The organism is Pyrinomonadaceae bacterium (assembly GCA_036277115.1).
GTDB lineage: Bacteria > Acidobacteriota > Blastocatellia > Pyrinomonadales > Pyrinomonadaceae > UBA11740.
In genome coordinates, this window is record DASUNM010000027.1 from 677496 (window position 1) to 694445 (window position 16950).

14 protein-coding genes are annotated in these 16950 nt (G+C 56.1%); 6 read left to right on the top strand and 8 right to left on the bottom strand.

Annotated features, from left to right (window positions below):
- Nucleotides 1-22: 22 nt before the first annotated feature.
- The 4 genes from VFX97_19265 (at nucleotide 23) to VFX97_19280 (ending at nucleotide 7189) form a co-directional block, all read left to right on the top strand.
- Nucleotides 23-1069 carry an inorganic phosphate transporter gene (locus tag VFX97_19265; GenBank protein ID HEX5705348.1) on the top strand — a complete coding sequence of 349 codons (1047 nt, stop codon included), beginning with the start codon at nucleotides 23-25 and terminating at the stop codon, nucleotides 1067-1069.
- Between the two features lie 39 nt (nucleotides 1070-1108).
- Complete coding sequence (locus VFX97_19270) at nucleotides 1109-2509, top strand: alkaline phosphatase PhoX (GenBank protein ID HEX5705349.1); 1401 nt, start codon at nucleotides 1109-1111, stop codon at nucleotides 2507-2509.
- A gap of 225 nt (nucleotides 2510-2734) precedes the next feature.
- Complete coding sequence (locus VFX97_19275) at nucleotides 2735-6646, top strand: carboxypeptidase-like regulatory domain-containing protein (protein ID HEX5705350.1); 3912 nt, start codon at nucleotides 2735-2737, stop codon at nucleotides 6644-6646.
- A 168-nt stretch (nucleotides 6647-6814) separates the two neighbouring features.
- Complete coding sequence (locus VFX97_19280) at nucleotides 6815-7189, top strand: helix-turn-helix domain-containing protein (GenBank protein HEX5705351.1); 375 nt, start codon at nucleotides 6815-6817, stop codon at nucleotides 7187-7189.
- 58 nt (nucleotides 7190-7247) lie between these two features.
- On the opposite strand, the gene VFX97_19285 is transcribed toward VFX97_19280, so the two are convergent.
- Both VFX97_19285 and VFX97_19290 read right to left on the bottom strand, forming a co-directional pair.
- The gene (locus VFX97_19285; protein ID HEX5705352.1) at nucleotides 7248-8258 is read right to left on the bottom strand and encodes a TerC family protein; all 1011 of its coding nucleotides are present in this window, start codon (nucleotides 8256-8258) and stop codon (nucleotides 7248-7250) included.
- Nucleotides 8259-8344: 86 nt separating this feature from the next.
- A complete protein-coding gene (locus VFX97_19290; GenBank protein HEX5705353.1) occupies nucleotides 8345-9217 on the bottom strand; it encodes a universal stress protein in 873 nt (290 codons plus the stop codon).
- A 380-nt stretch (nucleotides 9218-9597) separates the two neighbouring features.
- On the opposite strand from VFX97_19290, the gene VFX97_19295 reads away from it, so the two are divergent.
- On the top strand, nucleotides 9598-11010 hold the full coding sequence (locus VFX97_19295; protein HEX5705354.1) for a hemolysin family protein: 1413 nt from the start codon (nucleotides 9598-9600) through the stop codon (nucleotides 11008-11010).
- Between the two features lie 29 nt (nucleotides 11011-11039).
- On the opposite strand, the gene VFX97_19300 is transcribed toward VFX97_19295, so the two are convergent.
- From VFX97_19300 to VFX97_19320, 5 genes are all read right to left on the bottom strand, one after another.
- Complete coding sequence (locus tag VFX97_19300; protein HEX5705355.1) at nucleotides 11040-11963, bottom strand: alpha/beta fold hydrolase; 924 nt, start codon at nucleotides 11961-11963, stop codon at nucleotides 11040-11042.
- A gap of 102 nt (nucleotides 11964-12065) precedes the next feature.
- Nucleotides 12066-12449 carry a hypothetical protein gene (locus VFX97_19305; GenBank protein ID HEX5705356.1) on the bottom strand — a complete coding sequence of 128 codons (384 nt, stop codon included), beginning with the start codon at nucleotides 12447-12449 and terminating at the stop codon, nucleotides 12066-12068.
- A gap of 126 nt (nucleotides 12450-12575) precedes the next feature.
- The gene (locus VFX97_19310; protein HEX5705357.1) at nucleotides 12576-13049 is read right to left on the bottom strand and encodes a DUF2231 domain-containing protein; all 474 of its coding nucleotides are present in this window, start codon (nucleotides 13047-13049) and stop codon (nucleotides 12576-12578) included.
- Between the two features lie 243 nt (nucleotides 13050-13292).
- The gene (locus VFX97_19315; protein ID HEX5705358.1) at nucleotides 13293-13631 is read right to left on the bottom strand and encodes a DUF6150 family protein; all 339 of its coding nucleotides are present in this window, start codon (nucleotides 13629-13631) and stop codon (nucleotides 13293-13295) included.
- A 107-nt stretch (nucleotides 13632-13738) separates the two neighbouring features.
- Nucleotides 13739-14761, bottom strand: a complete 1023-nt coding sequence (locus tag VFX97_19320) for an aspartyl protease family protein (protein ID HEX5705359.1) — start codon at nucleotides 14759-14761, stop codon at nucleotides 13739-13741.
- Between the two features lie 133 nt (nucleotides 14762-14894).
- On the opposite strand from VFX97_19320, the gene VFX97_19325 reads away from it, so the two are divergent.
- Nucleotides 14895-15368: a copper-binding protein gene (locus VFX97_19325; GenBank protein HEX5705360.1), complete on the top strand. Its 474-nt coding sequence runs from the start codon at nucleotides 14895-14897 to the stop codon at nucleotides 15366-15368.
- A gap of 66 nt (nucleotides 15369-15434) precedes the next feature.
- On the opposite strand, the gene VFX97_19330 is transcribed toward VFX97_19325, so the two are convergent.
- The gene (locus VFX97_19330; GenBank protein HEX5705361.1) at nucleotides 15435-16892 is read right to left on the bottom strand and encodes an amidohydrolase family protein; all 1458 of its coding nucleotides are present in this window, start codon (nucleotides 16890-16892) and stop codon (nucleotides 15435-15437) included.
- Between the last annotated feature and the right edge of the window lie 58 nt (nucleotides 16893-16950).

A 16950-nucleotide genomic window follows, 5' to 3' on the forward strand; every position in this document is an offset into this window, starting at 1 on the left:
CTCATTACTCATCACTTAGCCTATGACAGCCACTCTTGCTTTCGTTGTAATCCTGGTCATCTTTGCGTTGATCTTTGATTACATCAACGGCTTCCACGATGCGGCGAACTCAATTGCGACGATTGTTTCGACGCGGGTGCTGTCGCCCGGCATGGCGGTCATGTGGGCGGCGTTCTTTAATTTCATTGCCTTTGCGGTGTTCGGAACGCGCGTCGCAAAAGCGATCGGCGACGGCGTACGTCTCGATTTGATTACCGCTGAGTGGCGGCTATATGTGCTGCTGGCGGCGCTGATCGGGGCAATCGCCTGGAACTTGATCACCTGGTACCTCGGGCTGCCCACCTCCAGTTCGCACGCGTTGCTTGGCGGCTACGCGGGCGCGGGGATTGCGGCTTATGGCGGTGTGATCGGCTTGTTGAAAACCGAAGTCTGGGTGCGCGTACTGACGTTCATTGTCTTGTCGCCGCTGATTGGAATGCTGCTCGGCTTTACGATGATGGTCATCGTTCATTGGATCTTCAGGCGCTTCAGTCCATCACGTGTCGATGGCATCTTCCGTAAGGGACAATTGTTTTCAGCGGCCGCGTTTTCGTTGGGCCACGGCGGCAACGATGCGCAGAAGACGATGGGCATCATCACGGCCGTTCTTACCGCGGGCGGAGTCGGCGGGCTGGCGTATGGCCCGACCGGAGCGTTGCCGGAGATTCCCTTGTGGGTGGTGCTCTCAGCGCATGCCGCCATCGGACTGGGCACGCTTTCCGGCGGCTGGCGCATCGTGCATACGATGGGTTCGAAGATAACTAAGCTGAAACCGGTCGGCGGCTTTTGCGCGGAAACGGGCGCCGCCATGACGCTCGCTTACGTGACCTTGACCGGCGTTCCCGTTTCGACGACGCACACCATCACCGGTGCCATCGTCGGAGTCGGCGCGACGCGACGCCTGTCTGCTGTGAAGTGGGGCGTCGCCGGCCGCATCGTGTGGGCCTGGATCCTGACGATTCCGGCCGCCGCCTTCATCGCCGCGTTATCTTTCTGGATAGTGCGCGCAATTCATAACTTGATTGGTTAATCCATATGATCTATATGACTTCGGAATAGCCTTCAAGAAATGCACAGACGAAACTTCTTAATCAGCGCAGCGGCCGGCGGGGTAGCGCTTGCATTCGGCGGATTTCTGCGCCGTGGCGAAGCGTTGCTGTCGGAAGGCAGCTTCGCTAAATGGAAAGCCGCAGGCTATGGCGACCTCGTCGAGGTAGCGGCAAAAAATACTGGGGAAAAACTTCTGCTCTTGCCTAAAGGTTTTGAGTACACGGTGCTCGGGCGGGCGGGAGAAATGATGAAAGACGGCCGCAAAACGCCCAGGCTGCACGACGGCATGGCAGCATTTCGCGTGGGCGACGAGCTTCGCCTGGTGCGCAATCACGAAGTCAACAACCGGACACCGCTCGACAATGCGGGGATCGGGAGCAGTAATCATTACGACCCTCAGGCGGCGGGCGGCACAACGACTTTGGTCATCGATCCGAAGACGAACGAACTCATCACCGATTTCGTTAGTTTGAGCGGGACCTTAACCAACTGTGCCGGTGGCGCGACGCCCTGGGGCAGTTGGATTTCGTGCGAGGAGACGACGCGCGGAAAGACTCTCCACATCGACAAAGTCGGGGCCCGAGCCGGCGGCTTCAGCCAACCGCATGGTTATTGTTTTGAAGTTTCCGCGGCGGCGAACACGAACTTGCCGCCCGTGCCTCTGAAAGCGATGGGCAGATTCTCGCATGAGGCCGTGGCCGTCGATCAGCGTAGCGGTATCGTCTATCAGGTCGAGGACTCCAGCCCGTTCAGCGGTTTCTATCGCTTCCTGCCGAACCGGCGCGCTCATCTGGCCGACGGCGGCAAACTCGAAATGCTGGCGATCAAAGACAAGCCAAACTACAACACGCGATTTGGACAAAGAACCGGTGCGACCTTCGCCGCCAATTGGGTGACGATCGACAACCCCGATACGGAATTGGCCGATACGGACGAACAAGCAGTGTTCAAACAAGGCGCGGCAAAAGGAGCAGCCCATTTTTCGAAACTGGAAGGCGTCTTTGCGGCGAATGGCCGAATCTATATTGTTTCGTCAAACGGCGGCGATGCCGAAGGCGGGCAGATTTGGGTTTACGAAGCAACGACGCGTGATGAAGGCCGTCTGACGCTGCTGTTTGAATCGCCCAGTCGGGAATTGCTCGACATGCCGGACAATATTTCCCTGCATCCCAAAAACAATCTGTTGTTTATCTGCGAGGACGGGAACTACGGGCAACTCGGCCCGGCGGATAACCATGTTCGCATCCTCACGCCCAGTGGCAAGATCGCCGACTTCGCCAAGAACATCGCGCCCGGCTTTGAAGCCGCCGAATTCGCGGGCGTGACTTTCAGTCCGGATGGACAGACTTTGTTCGTCAACATCCAACAAGCAGGCGTGACTCTGGCAATCCGGGGCGACTGGAAAAATTTCGCCGGCTAAGTAATCTTCGGCTAGTTCATAACCTGCCTCCCTCTCCATCTTCGAAAAATTCAGCCTGATTTAACCCGCCGTTTACGCCAGTGTAACCGCGACGGTCTAACGTCTCCCCTTACTTCAGGAGTTCGTTTACTTAGTGGCCGTTGCTTTACAAGGACTCGACCAGCTTCAGTCGTTCTACACCGGCCTGCTGAGCCAACTGCCCTCAGAATGAACAAGGAGATTTCAATGCCGCGCACTCAACGTGTATTTAGATCAATGAAGTCAGGTCTCGTCATCATCACGATACTTCTTCTAACCACAGTCTTTGCCTTTGCCCAGTCAGGTTCGAACGGCACGCTCACGGGCGTGGTACAGGATCCCAACGGCGCTCACATCAGCGGCGTGACTGTCACCGCAAAAAACATCGCGACCGGCGCAACGCGCACCACGACCACTTCGGATGACGGCCGATGGAGTTTGCCCGGACTCACAGTGGGCGCATACGAAGTAACTTACGAAATGACGGGTTTCAAAAAATTGGTGCGCGCCGGCGTCGAAGTAGAAGCCAGCGTGCCTAGAACTTTGGAAGACAAACTCGAGATTGGCGAAATCGGCGCGGTCATCAACGTGATGGAGGGTGCGTCGCTGATTTCCGCCGAAACTTCTACGGTGGCTCGACAGCTCTCTTCGGAGCAGTTGGTGCAGGTGCCAACATCCACGCGCAGCTTCACACAGTTGTTGTCGGCTGAAGCGGGCGTCAGCACCGACCTGTCGCCAGTGCTGACTAATGGCAACGGAAACCAATCACCCTCCGTGAACGGCACGCGCACTACCAGCACCAGTCTCTTCTTCAACGGCATTGACGCGACGAACATCACGACGAATGAAGGCTCGCTGAACGATAACATCGCGCCCGCGCCTGAGACTTTGCAGGAGGTAAAGCTGCAAACTTCGCTTTACGATGCATCGACGGGACGATCCGGCGGCGGCAACTTCCAGCTCATTACCAAGCAGGGCGGAAACACTTTCAACGGCAGCGCTTACTACTATCTCCAAAACGAAAAGTTCAATGCGAACGATTTTTTCTTCAACAAGGAAGGCATCGCGCGGCCCAAAGCGCGACGCAATGAAGCCGGGTTCACGCTCGGTGGACCCGTCGTCAAGGATCGGTTCTTCTTCTTTGGCAGCTATCAATACACAGACGCCGCTACCGGTTTCGTCCCTACCGCACGAAGCGTAACGGTGTTGCCGGCGGCGCTGAGACACATTACCGGAGCGCGTACGGCTGACAATCTCGCGGCCGCTTTCAATCTGGAAAATGGATGCACGGTAGGCGTGAACTGCCTCACCGCCGCGGACATTTCTCCGGTCGCGGTGACCTTGTTCAATTTGATCAACCCGGTGACTGGCGATTTTGTGATTCCGTCGCCGCGTGCCGGCGCACGCCTGATTGGCGTCGATCGCGCAGGAGCGCGAGCCTTTCAGTTTGGGTTGGCGCCCGGCATCGTGTCGCGCACGCGTCAGGAAAATAATCGCTTGGTGCAACAACTCAACGTGTTTCCTTCACAGTTCACGCAACATCAGTTCAGCACGAGGCTGGACGGCCGTCTAACCAGGGCGAACACTTTGAGCGGCACGTTTTTCTACAGCAAGTTTCCGGGCCTCGACTCATTCCCCGACCCGTCGAGCCTGGCTTCGCCTTTCACCCTTCAGCGGGCTGATCAGAATCGCACCCTCGCAATCTCAGACCAGCACGTATTCGGCCCAACGCTAATCAATGAAGCGCGCTTCGGCTATTTCTATCTCAACAACACTCGGAGTCTCGATGAACCGTTCCTGGCCCAGGGCTTTACCAGCGCGGCGCTGGGCATCGCAAATCCGGCGCTCTTATTCGATGACAGCCCCGGCACGCGACGCCTGGGCCACTTCATTGGCCGGCCCGGCACGAACATGTCGCAGTTTTCATTCGGCGGGCCAAACGATTCGTTCAACCGGCGCAAGCAGCAAACCTTCAGCTTCTCCGACACCATTACCTGGATTTCGGGCAAACACACGCTGCGGTTCGGCGGCGACTTCAAGAGTCATCGGTACGATTCGAATCTGCCGGAAGAGCAGGCGACTGAATTCGAAAAGTTCGACAGCTTCACGCAACTGCTGACCGGTAACGCGACGGAAGCTGACACGCAATTCGGTACTACCGAAAAGAGTTTCCGATTCCGGGACTACAGCGTATTCATCACTGACGATTGGCGGCTGTCGAGAAAGCTAACGCTCAACGCCGGCATGCGATACGAACTGTTTATGTGGCCCACTGAGAAACAAGGACGAATTGGTAACTTTGACTTTACTGCATTCGAACCGTGCTTCACGGCCGCGGGAGCGACCAACGCGCTTTGTGACAATCCATCGTCAGGGTTCCTGGTGCCGTCGAATGTGCAGACCACCGGTTTAGCCAACGTCGATGCCGCAATCAACGCCACTGCGAAAGCCGCCAACAATCACACGCTCAACGGGCAGGACACGAACAACTTCGCGCCGCGTGTCGGGTTTGCCTATTCGCCGCTTGATTCAAATCGCATGGTTATTCGCGGCGGTTTCGGAGTCTTCTATGACCGGCCGTCGGCAGCATTCATCAACACTGTCTTCAGCAACTATCCATTCCTGCGGGAAATTGAAATCACGGTGCCCTCGGGCAATGTGCCTATCGCCAATGCGTTCGCGGCGCAGCCGACTACGCTTGGTCTGAATAACTGGTTGCCGTTCCGTATTGTGCGCGGATCGGGAAGTGCCGGCACATATGTGATCCGCGACAACACTGGCGTCACTGCGGACGCGCGCGGCAACGCGACCGTGGGAGCAAATCTCGGCAACATCGCTGAGACGTTTGAGTTTCGTGCGGTCGATCGCAACTTGAAGACGCCTTTGGTCCAGCAATGGAATTTGGGTGCGCAATTCGAACTGACGAAGAACCTGGTTGTCGAAGCGCGTTACGTCGGCACGCGCGGCCGTAATTTGCTGCAAGCGGTCGCGTTCAATCAGGGCTTCGACCTGAATGATTCGACGACGCCCGATCATATTTATGAACGGTTCAATCAGGCCTACGTCGCCGCCGGAGCTCCGAACGGGCCGCTAAATGGAGGCGCGACTGCGCGGGCGAGAGGACTTGGCCGCGCGTTCGGGTTTGCGAATCCGTACCTGGGCGGTGGAACGGCGACCTGCGCAGGCGGTGTCCTTGGTGGCGTAGCCGGCGCTTCGATAGATCTGAATCTGGCTAATCCGATCACGTGCTCAGGCAGCACGCTCGGTGGCGGTCAAATCATTAACTTCGAAGCGCGCGTGCCGGTGCTAGGCTTCAACGTGCCGGAAGCGCTCCAACTGCGTTCGAACGGCGAGTCGGATTATCACGGCGCGCAATTCACCGTGACGCACCGGCTCTCGAAAGGTTTGCACTTCAACGCGGCCTACACGTTTTCGAGATCGGAAGACACCAGCTCAACCGATCCGGGCAGCACTGCCGGATCGGGCAAGCCCGACGTGCCGAACACCGGATTCGTCGTGCAGGGCGATCAGCGCAACCTGGAAGCGAACCGCGCGGTTTCAGATTTTGATCGCACGCATCGGTTCAGCCTGAACTTTGTTTATGATTTGCCGTTCGGCTCAAAGAGCAGGTTTCTCTCGGGCTGGCAGTTGTCAGGATTCTTCCAGGCACAGACCGGCACGCCGTACAGCATCTTCGCGCCCGAGCCGGAACTGCAAACGGCTCCACAGTACGCGGATCTTGTGCGCGGCTCAGGCGGCCTGTACCGGCTCGGCTTTGGGCGGCCCAATCTTTGTGGTGATGTGACCCAGCAGGGCGCCGACATTACTGAAGCTGCTTTCAACCGCGGCGCGTTGTGCACGGCCTTTGGGCAGAACGGGAACTTATCGCGAAACGCTTTGCGCGCGCCATCGCAATCGCGTCTGGATCTTGGGATCGTCAAGCGCACCAGGATAAGCGAGCGCGTGGTCGCCGAATTTGGCTGGGACATTTTCAACGTCTTCAACCGGGTGAACTTCGCCGCGCCGGATTCGGAATTGGGCAGTCCCGACTTCGGCCGCATCACCAACAGCGTGGGCGGTCCGCGTGTGATGCAGTTTCGCGCGAAATTGAAGTTTTAAGGAGACTCCTTAATTGCCAGCGTCGTGACCGAACGTGGTCGCCGCGTACAACCCGTGACCGGGGAGTCCCAATGGTACGCACGCCTCCGGCGTGCAGCATGCAGAGGCATGCGTACCGATTAAAATGGGACTCCTCCGTCGCGCGTTTAGATTTCGAATGAACTCAGAATGAGTAAATCGAACTCAGGCCGAGTATTTCCGCTTCACGTCGTCGAACCCTCAGCTGAAGACGAGGTTTATGACGATGGCTATCTCCGCGTTGAGCACGAAAACTTTTACCTCGCCTGCGGCGGAGAGCCGCTGTATTTGCCGCGTGTGGAATTTCTGCTGATGTCGCGCCTGTCTCGTTCTATAAACCGCGTCGTGCGGTCTGAAGAACTCTGGCGCGCAGTATGGGAAAACAGCAAACCTTTGAATTCCGCCAGCCTGCACGTTTACATTCATCGTCTCCGCTCGAAGCTCGCTCCCTACCGACTCCAAATCGACACGGTTATTAACGTGGGATATCGATTGCTGAAGTCGCCCGCGGCTCCTACTCGATAACCAATTAAGTGAGTGAGGACCGTTGAGCAATCAATGTGCTGGTGTGCCCATTGGCTCCTCAAGAAGTACCGCGCTTGCCGCCTTCTTTCTTGGAAAACCCCTTCGGGCGTACCTGGTCGTGCTCAAGAGGCGAGTGGTCCTCCGATTCCTTCGGGAACAGCAACGATGCGGCCACGGCCACGCCTAAGACCAGCGCTACCACCCCCAGCGACGCCTCGACGGGAATTTTGTAAACGTCGCTCAGCAACATCTTCACTCCGACGAAGGCCAGCACCACCGACAGTCCCAGCTTTAGGAAGTGGAACTTGTGGATCACTCCCGCCAGCAGAAAGTAGAGCGCGCGCAGACCCAGGATCGCGAAGACGTTCGACGTGTAGACCAGGTATGCGTCCTGCGTGATGGCGAAGATGGCCGGAATCGAATCCAACGCGAAGATCAGGTCCGTTGTCTCCACCAGCACGAGCACGACGAAAAGCGGTGTGGCCATGCGCTGCATCGCTCCGCCCACGCTGGCCGGCTCGCGCACAAAGAAGCTCTGGCCGCGGTAAGTTTTCGTGACCGGAATGAAGCGGTGCAAGAGCCTTAGGACGGGGTTCGCGGCCGGCTCGATATCTTGCTCGTCATGCGTCGCCATCCTGATCCCGGTGACAACGAGGAACGCGCCGAAGACGTAAATGATCCAGTGGAACTGCTTGATGAGGTAGGCGCCCGCGCCGATCATCGCACCCCTCATCAGCAGGGCTCCGATCACGCCCCAGAAAAGGACCCGGTGCTGATGCTTTGATGGGACTTTGAAGTAGGCAAAGATCAGGACGAAGACGAAGATGTTGTCTACCGAGAGCGCCTTCTCAATGAGGTAGCCCGTCAGAAACTCCTTCCCAGCCTGCGCGCCGAGAAAGTGATAGACGCCGTAATTGAACAACAGCGCGAGCGTCACCCAGACGGCGCTCCAGCCGGCGGCCTCCCGGAGCGAAACCTCGTGCGCCTTGCGGTGAAAGATACCGAGGTCGACCGCCAGCATCACCAGCACGAAAACGTTGAACCCCACCCAAAGCCAAATTTGATCCATACAATCTCTATTCTTAAAGGTGCTTCGACGCGCGTCGTCGCCTTGGAGATCGGCGGCGCCGACCCCTGATCAAGCGGCGCGATGGGTCACTTGCCCGTCGCGCCCCCGCCGAATCGCACCACTTCAACCGAACAATGCGCCCGCGCCGCCACAGCGGCAGAGACACTGCCATGCAGGAGGTGCTGGAAGCCGTGCACGTGTCTGGCCCCGACAAAAATAGTGTCGGCGCGCCATTTTTCCGCCTCTTGCACAAGGACCGTTGCGGCGTCTCCGTCAAGGTTTACTTCACTGGCGACCAGGCCGGCGGCCCTTAACCTCTCTTCGGCAACCCCGATGCTTTGACCGGCCATTTTTCCGACGCTGATTGAACGCACCTCAGTGCCCGGCGGCCATGTGCGTAAAGTGACGGCGTTTAGTGCGGGCTCCGCGTGGGCCGAGCCGTCAAACCCAACCAGGATCCGAATTGGTCCGTCGCTGCGCCGCTCACCACATCGCGCTACCCGCACGGGGCACGAGGCGTCGTAAAGCACTGCTTGCGAAACGCTGCCAAGGATTAGTCTTCCGCCTACGGTTGAGTGGCCGTGTGATCCGATCGTGATCAGATCAACATCAAGGCGGTTGGCCATCTGGAGCAGTTCCCACGCCGGCGTGCCGCCCTCGGCCTCAGCTCTGACAGACCACCCGGGAAAATCCTGACTGATGCGAACCGCGGCCTCCTGCGCCATCGCCAATGCGCTTTTGACAGCTTCGGTCGCGCGCAACTGCGAAGGCCGGACCATCGCGGCAGCGGGGCCGGAAATTGTCTCGTTGACCTCATTATCGGGAATGAAGACATACGCGATCGTAGCGACGACTGCTTCCACGGCCGCCGGCAAGCCGGCGCGCCGCAAGTCCTGCAACATCGCGTCGGAACACTCCGACCCGTCGTATGCGATTAGCAGCCTGGAAATCTTTTTCAATCTCTCACCTCCTGGCGGCGGCTAGAGACCTGGCTTGGGTGGTTGGAATATATAGAAGCTCGCCCATCGCCCGTCCTTTCGCGCGCCAATCCAAACGATTCCCGGTGCGCCAAAAGAAAAAACCTTCTGCGCGCCGTAAAGCCGCAAAAGGTCTTGGTCGTTGAGCTGCGTTTGCTCTACCCGATGTGCCGGGCGCCTACTGTCGGGCGCCGTGTTGACGGCCTCATCGGACCATTAGGGCAGGTGACCTACTCCCCTTTTCGAATGCGAAGAGTTTACATCTGACTGATGGTGATTTCAACCATGGGGTGTTCACCGGTCTTGAGTTTTAGCGTTAGCCATTCCACCGAAAGTTCACATCACGCTAGCGAAGCCATAGAATGAGATTCGTGATTAGCGCTGTTTACATCATCGTCGTGTTCTTCCTGGTTTTCGCGAACGGCTTTTTTGTAGCCTCAGAATTTGCTCTGGTGGGCGTGCGGCGTTCGCGGATTGAGACGCTGGCCGCCGGCGGAAGTCTGAAAGCGCGCCGGTTGCTCGGGCTGCTTGATAACTTAAACGCCTACATTTCTGCTACCCAACTGGGAATTACGATGGCGTCGTTGGCTCTCGGTTGGATTGGAGAGCCGGTTTTCGCTCACTTACTCGAGGCTCCGCTCAAGGGCAGAGTTTCGGACCTGACGTTACACACCATTTCTTTCGCGATCGCCTTCGCCATTATCACCTTTCTGCACATCGTACTCGGTGAACTTGCGCCCAAGACCCTCGCGTTGGAAAGAGCGGAAAAAGTCGCCTTGGCTATTTCATGGCCCATGCGAGCGTTCTACAAAATCTTTCAATGGCCCATTCGGCTGCTTGACTGGGCCGGAACGCGTACGGTGCGGCTATTTGGTCTGCATCCGACCCAGGAGCACGCATCTGTTTACACTGAAGCAGAGTTGCGCCAACTGATAGACATCTCCCGCAAGAGCGGTCATCTCGAACTTCAGGAGCAGCAGCTGATTCAGGGAGTTTTTGAGTTCTCGGACGCCGAGGTGCGTGAAGCGATGGTCCCGCGCAATCAGCTTGAGGCGGTCCCGGTGAAGGCTACTCTGGAAGAAGTAAGAACAGCGTTCGTGTCCACCGGCTATTCGCGGCTTCCTGTTTATGGCGAGCAGCTTGATGACATCGTAGGCTTGTTGTTCCGAAAGGACGTGGACATGGGGAGAATTCCTCATGAGAGTTTCGACGTGAGATCACTGGTTCGGCATCCGGCTTACATACCGGTGACCGCTTCCCTCGGCGAAGCGCTTAAGCAGATGCAAACTGCGCGTGTTCATTTCATGTTTGTGGTCGACGAACACGGCGGCGTTGAGGGGATACTCACGCTCGAAGATCTGCTGGAGGAAATAGTCGGAGAAATTAACGACGAGTACGATGAAGAGGTACGTGAGCAGATCAGAAAAGATGGTGATGCGTACGTTCTGGATGGAATGTTAGCCGTACGCGACGCCAATCAGCACTTGAAACTGAATTTGCCTGAAGGCTCCGGTTACACGACGATCGCAGGTTTCCTGATGGAGCGCGCCGGGCGCGTTTTGCAGAGCGGCGATAGGGTGGAACATGAGGGCGCCATTTTTGAAATCGAACGAGTTGAGAAGCGGCGCATCGCCCGTATCAGGCTAACTCCCCCGCCTAAAACAGAAAAAGAGCAAGCGACATCAATGCATTCCTTATTTGGCGCGACAGTGTTGGCCGGAGAGACAGCTACGTCATTAGCTGCCGGCGCGGAGCCGCTGCTTCTTTGTATTTAATCTAGCCTCAAACCACGTACAGCTTGCTCTTACCGAAGACCTAGTTGCCGGCGTAGCCATGACGCGCGGTCACGCTTTGCTTCATCGTTCAAAGCGTGACCCGCTTCATAAAAGGTGATGAGTTTCGGTTTGCTTGCCTGCTCCGAATAGAGCCTGGCATTTTCTTCTGTCGGATAGTGGTCCGTCTTGCCGAACTGAAGGAATAGCGCCGCAGGTGCGACGTGACTAATGTAGTTTATCGGGTCAACAACCACCATAGTCTTGAAATAGTTTTCCTGTTGTTCCTTAGTCAACGATTTTCGTGTTTCAACAATTGCCGGAACAGTGCTGGTCCGTAAAAACTCAGTCAGACTCGGTGCGCCGGCCATAATCACGTAGGCTTTGATGCGGTTCTCAACCCCAGCCAGGATCGCGCCCGTGTGCGCGCCGTAACTGTGTCCGACAAAACCGATACGCTTCGGATCAACGTCCGGGCGTGACCGAAGCAAATCCACGCCGCGCCGCAAATCAATTACCGTCTGAATGTAAATGTCGCGGTCAACTTCAGGTTTAGTCACCGTAGAATCAAAATCTCGTTTCGAGTCTCCGCCGCGCGAGAACGGAGCGTCTATCAACAACGACACGGCGCCTGCTTTAGCTAGTGCCACCGCTTCGTCGAGAAAATTGTTCCGGCTTCCCGGACGTGCATGCATGAAAATAACCGCGGCGAATTTTCGTCGCGGGCCACCCGGCACGACCAGGTAAGCCGTTATTCGGCCGCCTTTGGGACTCTGATAAGAAATATCGTGAATGCGAACGCCGTCTTTCTCTTCCACGTGAATTTCTTTCACCTCAAGTGAAAGAGCTCGGTCGTAAGCGAACATCTGGCGTAATTCGCTAATGGACCTGGACTGAGCGACACCACCGCCGCCCGCGGCAAAGATTAACAGCATTGTGATGAACAGACGTCTCACCGGTTTTTCCCCTTACGGGTCAGGTTATGTAGTGCGTATGATGCGAGGAAAACGGAAAGCGTCTAACGAGAACTGACGAGTTGTTCGATTGCGGCCAACTGATTAATTGCGCTGCTCAGCAAATTTCTGTTGCCACATTTTTTCAACTCGACGTGACGCAATAGTGCCTACCGCTAGATGAGCAACGAGTAGAAGAATAATGGACATCCCAAACATCACTTTCGTCTCCCCGGCCTTTGCCCAAATGAATCCAAGAACGATCCCATAAAAGGGAAACTGTAGAGCTGCGAGGACGAGGGCGATGAAAGGTCGCTCAAAGAGCGAGGGATCGGCGATGAGTGCAAAGGGAAACACCTTTTCCGCAATACTGGAATCAGAACAAATCGAGAACGTCAGGAAGAAGGTTATGACTAAGGTCACCGCACCGACACCGACACCACTGCCTAGTCCAACAATTATGCCGGGAATTGGATCCTTTGCAGTCATAAGCAACCGAAGGTCAGAAGCGCCCGGCGGCTCTACAGCAAGGATGAACGATGAGGATGAGGCCGAAACTTCTTGTACTCATCACCCATCGGTGCCCAACCTATCACGCCTGCTCGAACGTGTTTTTTACTCGCCGGCTGTTCGATCCGCAGACGGTGCCTCAACAGCGACGCCGTGTTTGAAAACCATCTCACCGCCCAGCCATCCGGAGATGCTGATCAGGATTACGCCCAGAACTGAGAGCGCGAACGGAATTGTATGGCTGCCGCTGACCATGCTTGAGCCGCTCGACGTGCGCAGATAGAAGCTGCCCGCGAAGACAAGCAGCGCAATTACATTCAGCCGCGCGTGCCAGTTGGCGAGCTTCACCACTGTCTTATCTGTGAGCGACAGCCAGTCAATAAGTCCTGGTACTGCTGCCGCGGCGCCTCCAATGATGCCGGCCAACAAAGTGTAGAAGGCGATGTAGTCTTTCCACACCAGATTGCCGCGCCATAGATAGATCACGTCCGCAACCAATGAGAAGACCCAGAGAGCGATTGGAAATGGAATGATCATCGGATGAACAGGATGTCCACCAATGCTTGCAGGACTTGCCATGTTGACTCCTTTCTATTCCGACCCCGCCTTGATCCGGATAAGCCAACGTGGTTGTTGGCGTAAAAGAGTCGCGAAGCGACGATTGGAGTGTAGCCCCGAGCAGGGTCCCCAAGCGAGCATCTCGCGTGGGGTGCTTGTGAGAGCCCCCTAAAGCGTCGGGATAACCCGGGCTATCATCTGTAACCGCTACGCGTTAGCTGAGCAGCGTTCAGAAGTGACCGGGCGGCATAATTGTTTCGGGCATTATTTCTTGTAGCTCTTCCAATCCACGTCACATTTGGCCAGTCCGCGACTGTTTGTGAAGTAGATTTTCTTGTCGGCCAGTCCCTCGCTCTCTGTGAAATACACTTTCACGTCAGCCAACCCCGCACTATTCTCGAAGTACCACTTCGCGTTACCGTCGGCCAGGCCCCTGCTGCTTTCCACGTAGATGATGCAATCGGCCAGTCCTTCACTTTTGGTCACGTAGACCTTAACGTCCGCCAGCCCTTGGCTGGTTGTCTTGTACACTTTGATCGCGCCCGCGGGAGTTGCTGCCAGCAGGCTCAACGTTGCGCCCAGAATCCACAACTTCCTTCGCATCGTCTTGCTCCTTTCAACAGTCATTTATGCGACGCACCCGGCGCCTGGGTGTTGCTGATGTTTTCCGGTTTGCTTCCAGTAGCACCACTGCTTTCAAGGCGAAGGTATCACTTAGTCAGATCACTTCTCGGCTCTAAAATCATCCGGCGCCGCGAGTAGTCGAAGATCACCTTGAAGCGGCGGAACGCCGCCCCGCCAATAATCCCATCAGCATCAGTGTTGGGATCCGCCAAACGAAACTCTGTCACTGGAGCGTCAATCTTAAACTCACCAAGCTGCAACGCTTCTAACGTGCCAATCCAGGATCTCTCCTTCTCATGACCGCCAAGTCCGCATGCCGGAAATGACGTCATCCCTTCGGTCGAGGGTAAGAGTCGATGCTCATTCATAAACGGCTTCATTAGGCTTACGGCCTGCACGCTTCCCGTATCGAGCAGAAAACGCCCCGTCAGCAATGCCCGCCCTCGCGCTTTGATCTGAGCGCGCGCGAAAATGTGTTGCTCGCCTATCTCAAGGGGGATGTCTTTGCCGCTCCCTGCATACTTGTAGCTTGATCGGTCATACACGTTGAGCAGTCGCCGGGCATAATCTATTTCGACCACAAATTGATCAAAGAACTGTTTGCCGAGTATGCCATCTACGTCTCGTTTAGCTCCGCTTTGCTTGCTCTTGTCAGAAGCGATATCTCGACCCTCTTCATCGATGTTGAACTCATTGACGCAAGACTCCGCTGCGTCGAGCGACATGGCCAAAAGCAGGGGCGGGGAAAGCGCAACACCTGGCAAGCTGAAAGATACTTTGTCCGTCACCAGATAAACATCTGGCTGGTTAGCGCCGGCTCCTCCCGCCTTCCCAATCATCTTGAGTTTCAACCCTATTGTCCGCGCGTGTCTGGCATGGATGATTGAGTGAGCGCCCGTATCCAGGATAAGCGAGAGCGGACGAGAGCCGTTTACGCTCACCCGAACATAGATAAGGTTATCGTCGAGCTCAAAAGGAACGGCGACGGCGGTTTTTCCGGAACTGAAGTGAGCATCATTACAAAAAACCGGCGGGCAGAAAAAGCACACCAGGACGAAGCAGGTTGATAACGGGCTTAGAAGCCAAAAATTGATCGCTCGTTTATTCATCAATTCAATCCGGTCTTCATAAATTCATCCGGGCGCCGCGACTCGGCTTGATGCTTCGCCCTCTCTCACTCCGCGAGAGTATAATGCCCGCCCACCAGCGCTTTCAAAAAATTTTCGGCTGACGCCTCAGGGTATGGCGAACCTGAAACTTCTCGATCACTTTGGCACCGTCGGCGGTCTCCTGGGCGTCCTTCTGCCGGGACTCGTCTTGGTGGCTACCCTTTCTGCGTCGTGCACGCGACAACCGCAGACGGGTGCAGCCGCGAACCAGACCCCGCAGGCCGCCGCATCACCCATTCCGTGGGCGACGATACAGCCGCCCACACAGGCGCCGACCGGCACGTCAAACGCGCAGGCGAAGCGTTTGCCAATCAGAACCTTCCACGGCACCGGAGTCATCCGCCTCATCAATCTCAAAGAGGCTTGGTTCGAGATTGACCATGAGGAGATCGCGGGCTACATGGCGGCGATGCGTATGCAGTGGCGGGTCAAGCGCGGCTCGATGCTGAAGTCTGTGAGCGTCGGTGACAAGGTTGACTTCAAGCTCCAGGACGACAACGGCAGCGAAGTGATCATCGAACTGAAGAGGGCTGAGAGAATGCGATGAGAAGCCCCTTCGTCCTTGCTTTTCATCCATTGTTGCGCGCGTTGCCGACTCTCGCAAATGGAAAAACTAGCCCTTGTTCGCGGCCGCTTCCGCATCCTTCAGCATTTTATCGAGAGAGACTCTGGGGAGAAGCCGGCCGTTTACGATGACCGCATTAATTCTCTTGGTGTGGCTGATGTTTTCCAAAGGGTTTGCTTCCAGTAGCACCAGATCGGCCTTCTTCCCTTGCTCTACTGTGCCAACCGTGTCGATCAAACCAAGGTATGTTGCCGGATTGCGGGTGGCAGTTTGCAGCGCCTCCATCGGGCTGAGACCGGCCTGCACAAAAAGCTCCAACTCATCATGAAGGCTGAAGCCGGGAACCACATACATGACCAATGCATCTGACGCGGCCAACATCTTCACCCCGGCTCGGTGCATCGCCCCTATTAACTCCAGCCGCTTTTGAAACAGCATCTTGCCGAGCGCCGCAGCGTTAGCTGGTCTATTCTTCAACCGAAAATCATCGTTGTTCTTCCAGGAGTCTCTTAGTTCGCGACGCACATACTTGAGGCGGGGGTCATTAGTGAAGTTGCTGTCATCTAAAAATGCTCCCACCCGAGCCACAACCAGAGTTGGCGCTTGCCATGTGCCATTCTTAGCAAAGCGCGCAAACAGCGCCGCGGCCTTTTCCTGGCTGTAGGTTTCCAGGGCCCTCGAGTATGTTTCGGTAAGTGCACGCACCAGAGAAGCTCTCATCTGGTCGGTGTCTTTTGCATCTTTTATCGATGCTTCAATGATCTTCTTCAGCTCTAATTCCTCCGCTGAACAGCCGAGCAAGATCCCTTCCATGTGTTCAATGCTTTTCTGGCCCGCATCCGAAGCCTCTGATGCGGTTACTGAGATGGGTACGTGTCCGGCAAATGGAATCCCACGTTTCTTTGCTTCATCCGCGAGGGCAAAATAGGCGGGGCGTGGAACTAATGAGTAGACCTTAATAAAATCCGCGCCTGCATCTTTGACGGACGCCACTGTTTGTCTGGCACCAGCCTCATCAGAAATCGACATGGAACGCTCGGGCCAAACTGGCATCGGTCCATCTACGATTGGACCTCCAATAACCCGCGGGCCGATCAGCTTGCCATCGTTAATATCTTTTTGCAGCTGCTTTAAAAACCCAAGGTCCGCAGCCATGTCACGAACACCAGTGACGCCATTGGCAATGAACATTGGGAAGAATCTTTCAGGCAGGCTTTTCACTGCCGTGTGGACGTGCATGTCCCATAAGCCGGGAATCACAAACTTGCCCTTGCCATCGATGACCCGCGCCTTCCTCGGTATGGCAACTTCTCCGGTTTTGGCAATGTTCGTGATGCGATCCCCGGTGATGATCACGGTCATGTCGGGCCGCGCTGGCGCACCGGTAGCATCAATCACTGTCACCTCTGATAGCGCGAGGACACTTTGCTGGGGCTTCTGTTGTGACGACGCGGTAGGCAAAGCTAACGAGATCAAAAGCAGAGCCAAGGTTAAGATTCTTTTCATACTAAATCCCATTGTCGGTTGGAGAGTTGAACGGGATAAGTAACGACTGCGTATACTA

Excerpts from the sequence above, each read along its gene's own strand:
- VFX97_19285 (HEX5705352.1), bottom strand. The coding sequence starts at position 8,258 with ATGGATCAAATTTGGCTTTGGGTGGGGTTCAACGTTTTCGTGCTGGTG.
- VFX97_19305 (HEX5705356.1), bottom strand. The coding sequence starts at position 12,449 with ATGACTGCAAAGGATCCAATTCCCGGCATAATTGTTGGACTAGGCAGT.
- VFX97_19315 (HEX5705358.1), bottom strand. The coding sequence starts at position 13,631 with ATGCGAAGGAAGTTGTGGATTCTGGGCGCAACGTTGAGCCTGCTGGCA.
- VFX97_19320 (HEX5705359.1), bottom strand. The coding sequence starts at position 14,761 with ATGAATAAACGAGCGATCAATTTTTGGCTTCTAAGCCCGTTATCAACC.
- VFX97_19295 (HEX5705354.1), top strand. The coding sequence starts at position 9,598 with ATGAGATTCGTGATTAGCGCTGTTTACATCATCGTCGTGTTCTTCCTG.
- VFX97_19275 (HEX5705350.1), top strand. The coding sequence starts at position 2,735 with ATGCCGCGCACTCAACGTGTATTTAGATCAATGAAGTCAGGTCTCGTC.
- VFX97_19325 (HEX5705360.1), top strand. The coding sequence starts at position 14,895 with ATGGCGAACCTGAAACTTCTCGATCACTTTGGCACCGTCGGCGGTCTC.
- VFX97_19270 (HEX5705349.1), top strand. The coding sequence starts at position 1,109 with ATGCACAGACGAAACTTCTTAATCAGCGCAGCGGCCGGCGGGGTAGCG.
- VFX97_19265 (HEX5705348.1), top strand. The coding sequence starts at position 23 with ATGACAGCCACTCTTGCTTTCGTTGTAATCCTGGTCATCTTTGCGTTG.
- VFX97_19310 (HEX5705357.1), bottom strand. The coding sequence starts at position 13,049 with ATGGCAAGTCCTGCAAGCATTGGTGGACATCCTGTTCATCCGATGATC.
- VFX97_19280 (HEX5705351.1), top strand. The coding sequence starts at position 6,815 with ATGAGTAAATCGAACTCAGGCCGAGTATTTCCGCTTCACGTCGTCGAA.
- VFX97_19330 (HEX5705361.1), bottom strand. The coding sequence starts at position 16,892 with ATGAAAAGAATCTTAACCTTGGCTCTGCTTTTGATCTCGTTAGCTTTG.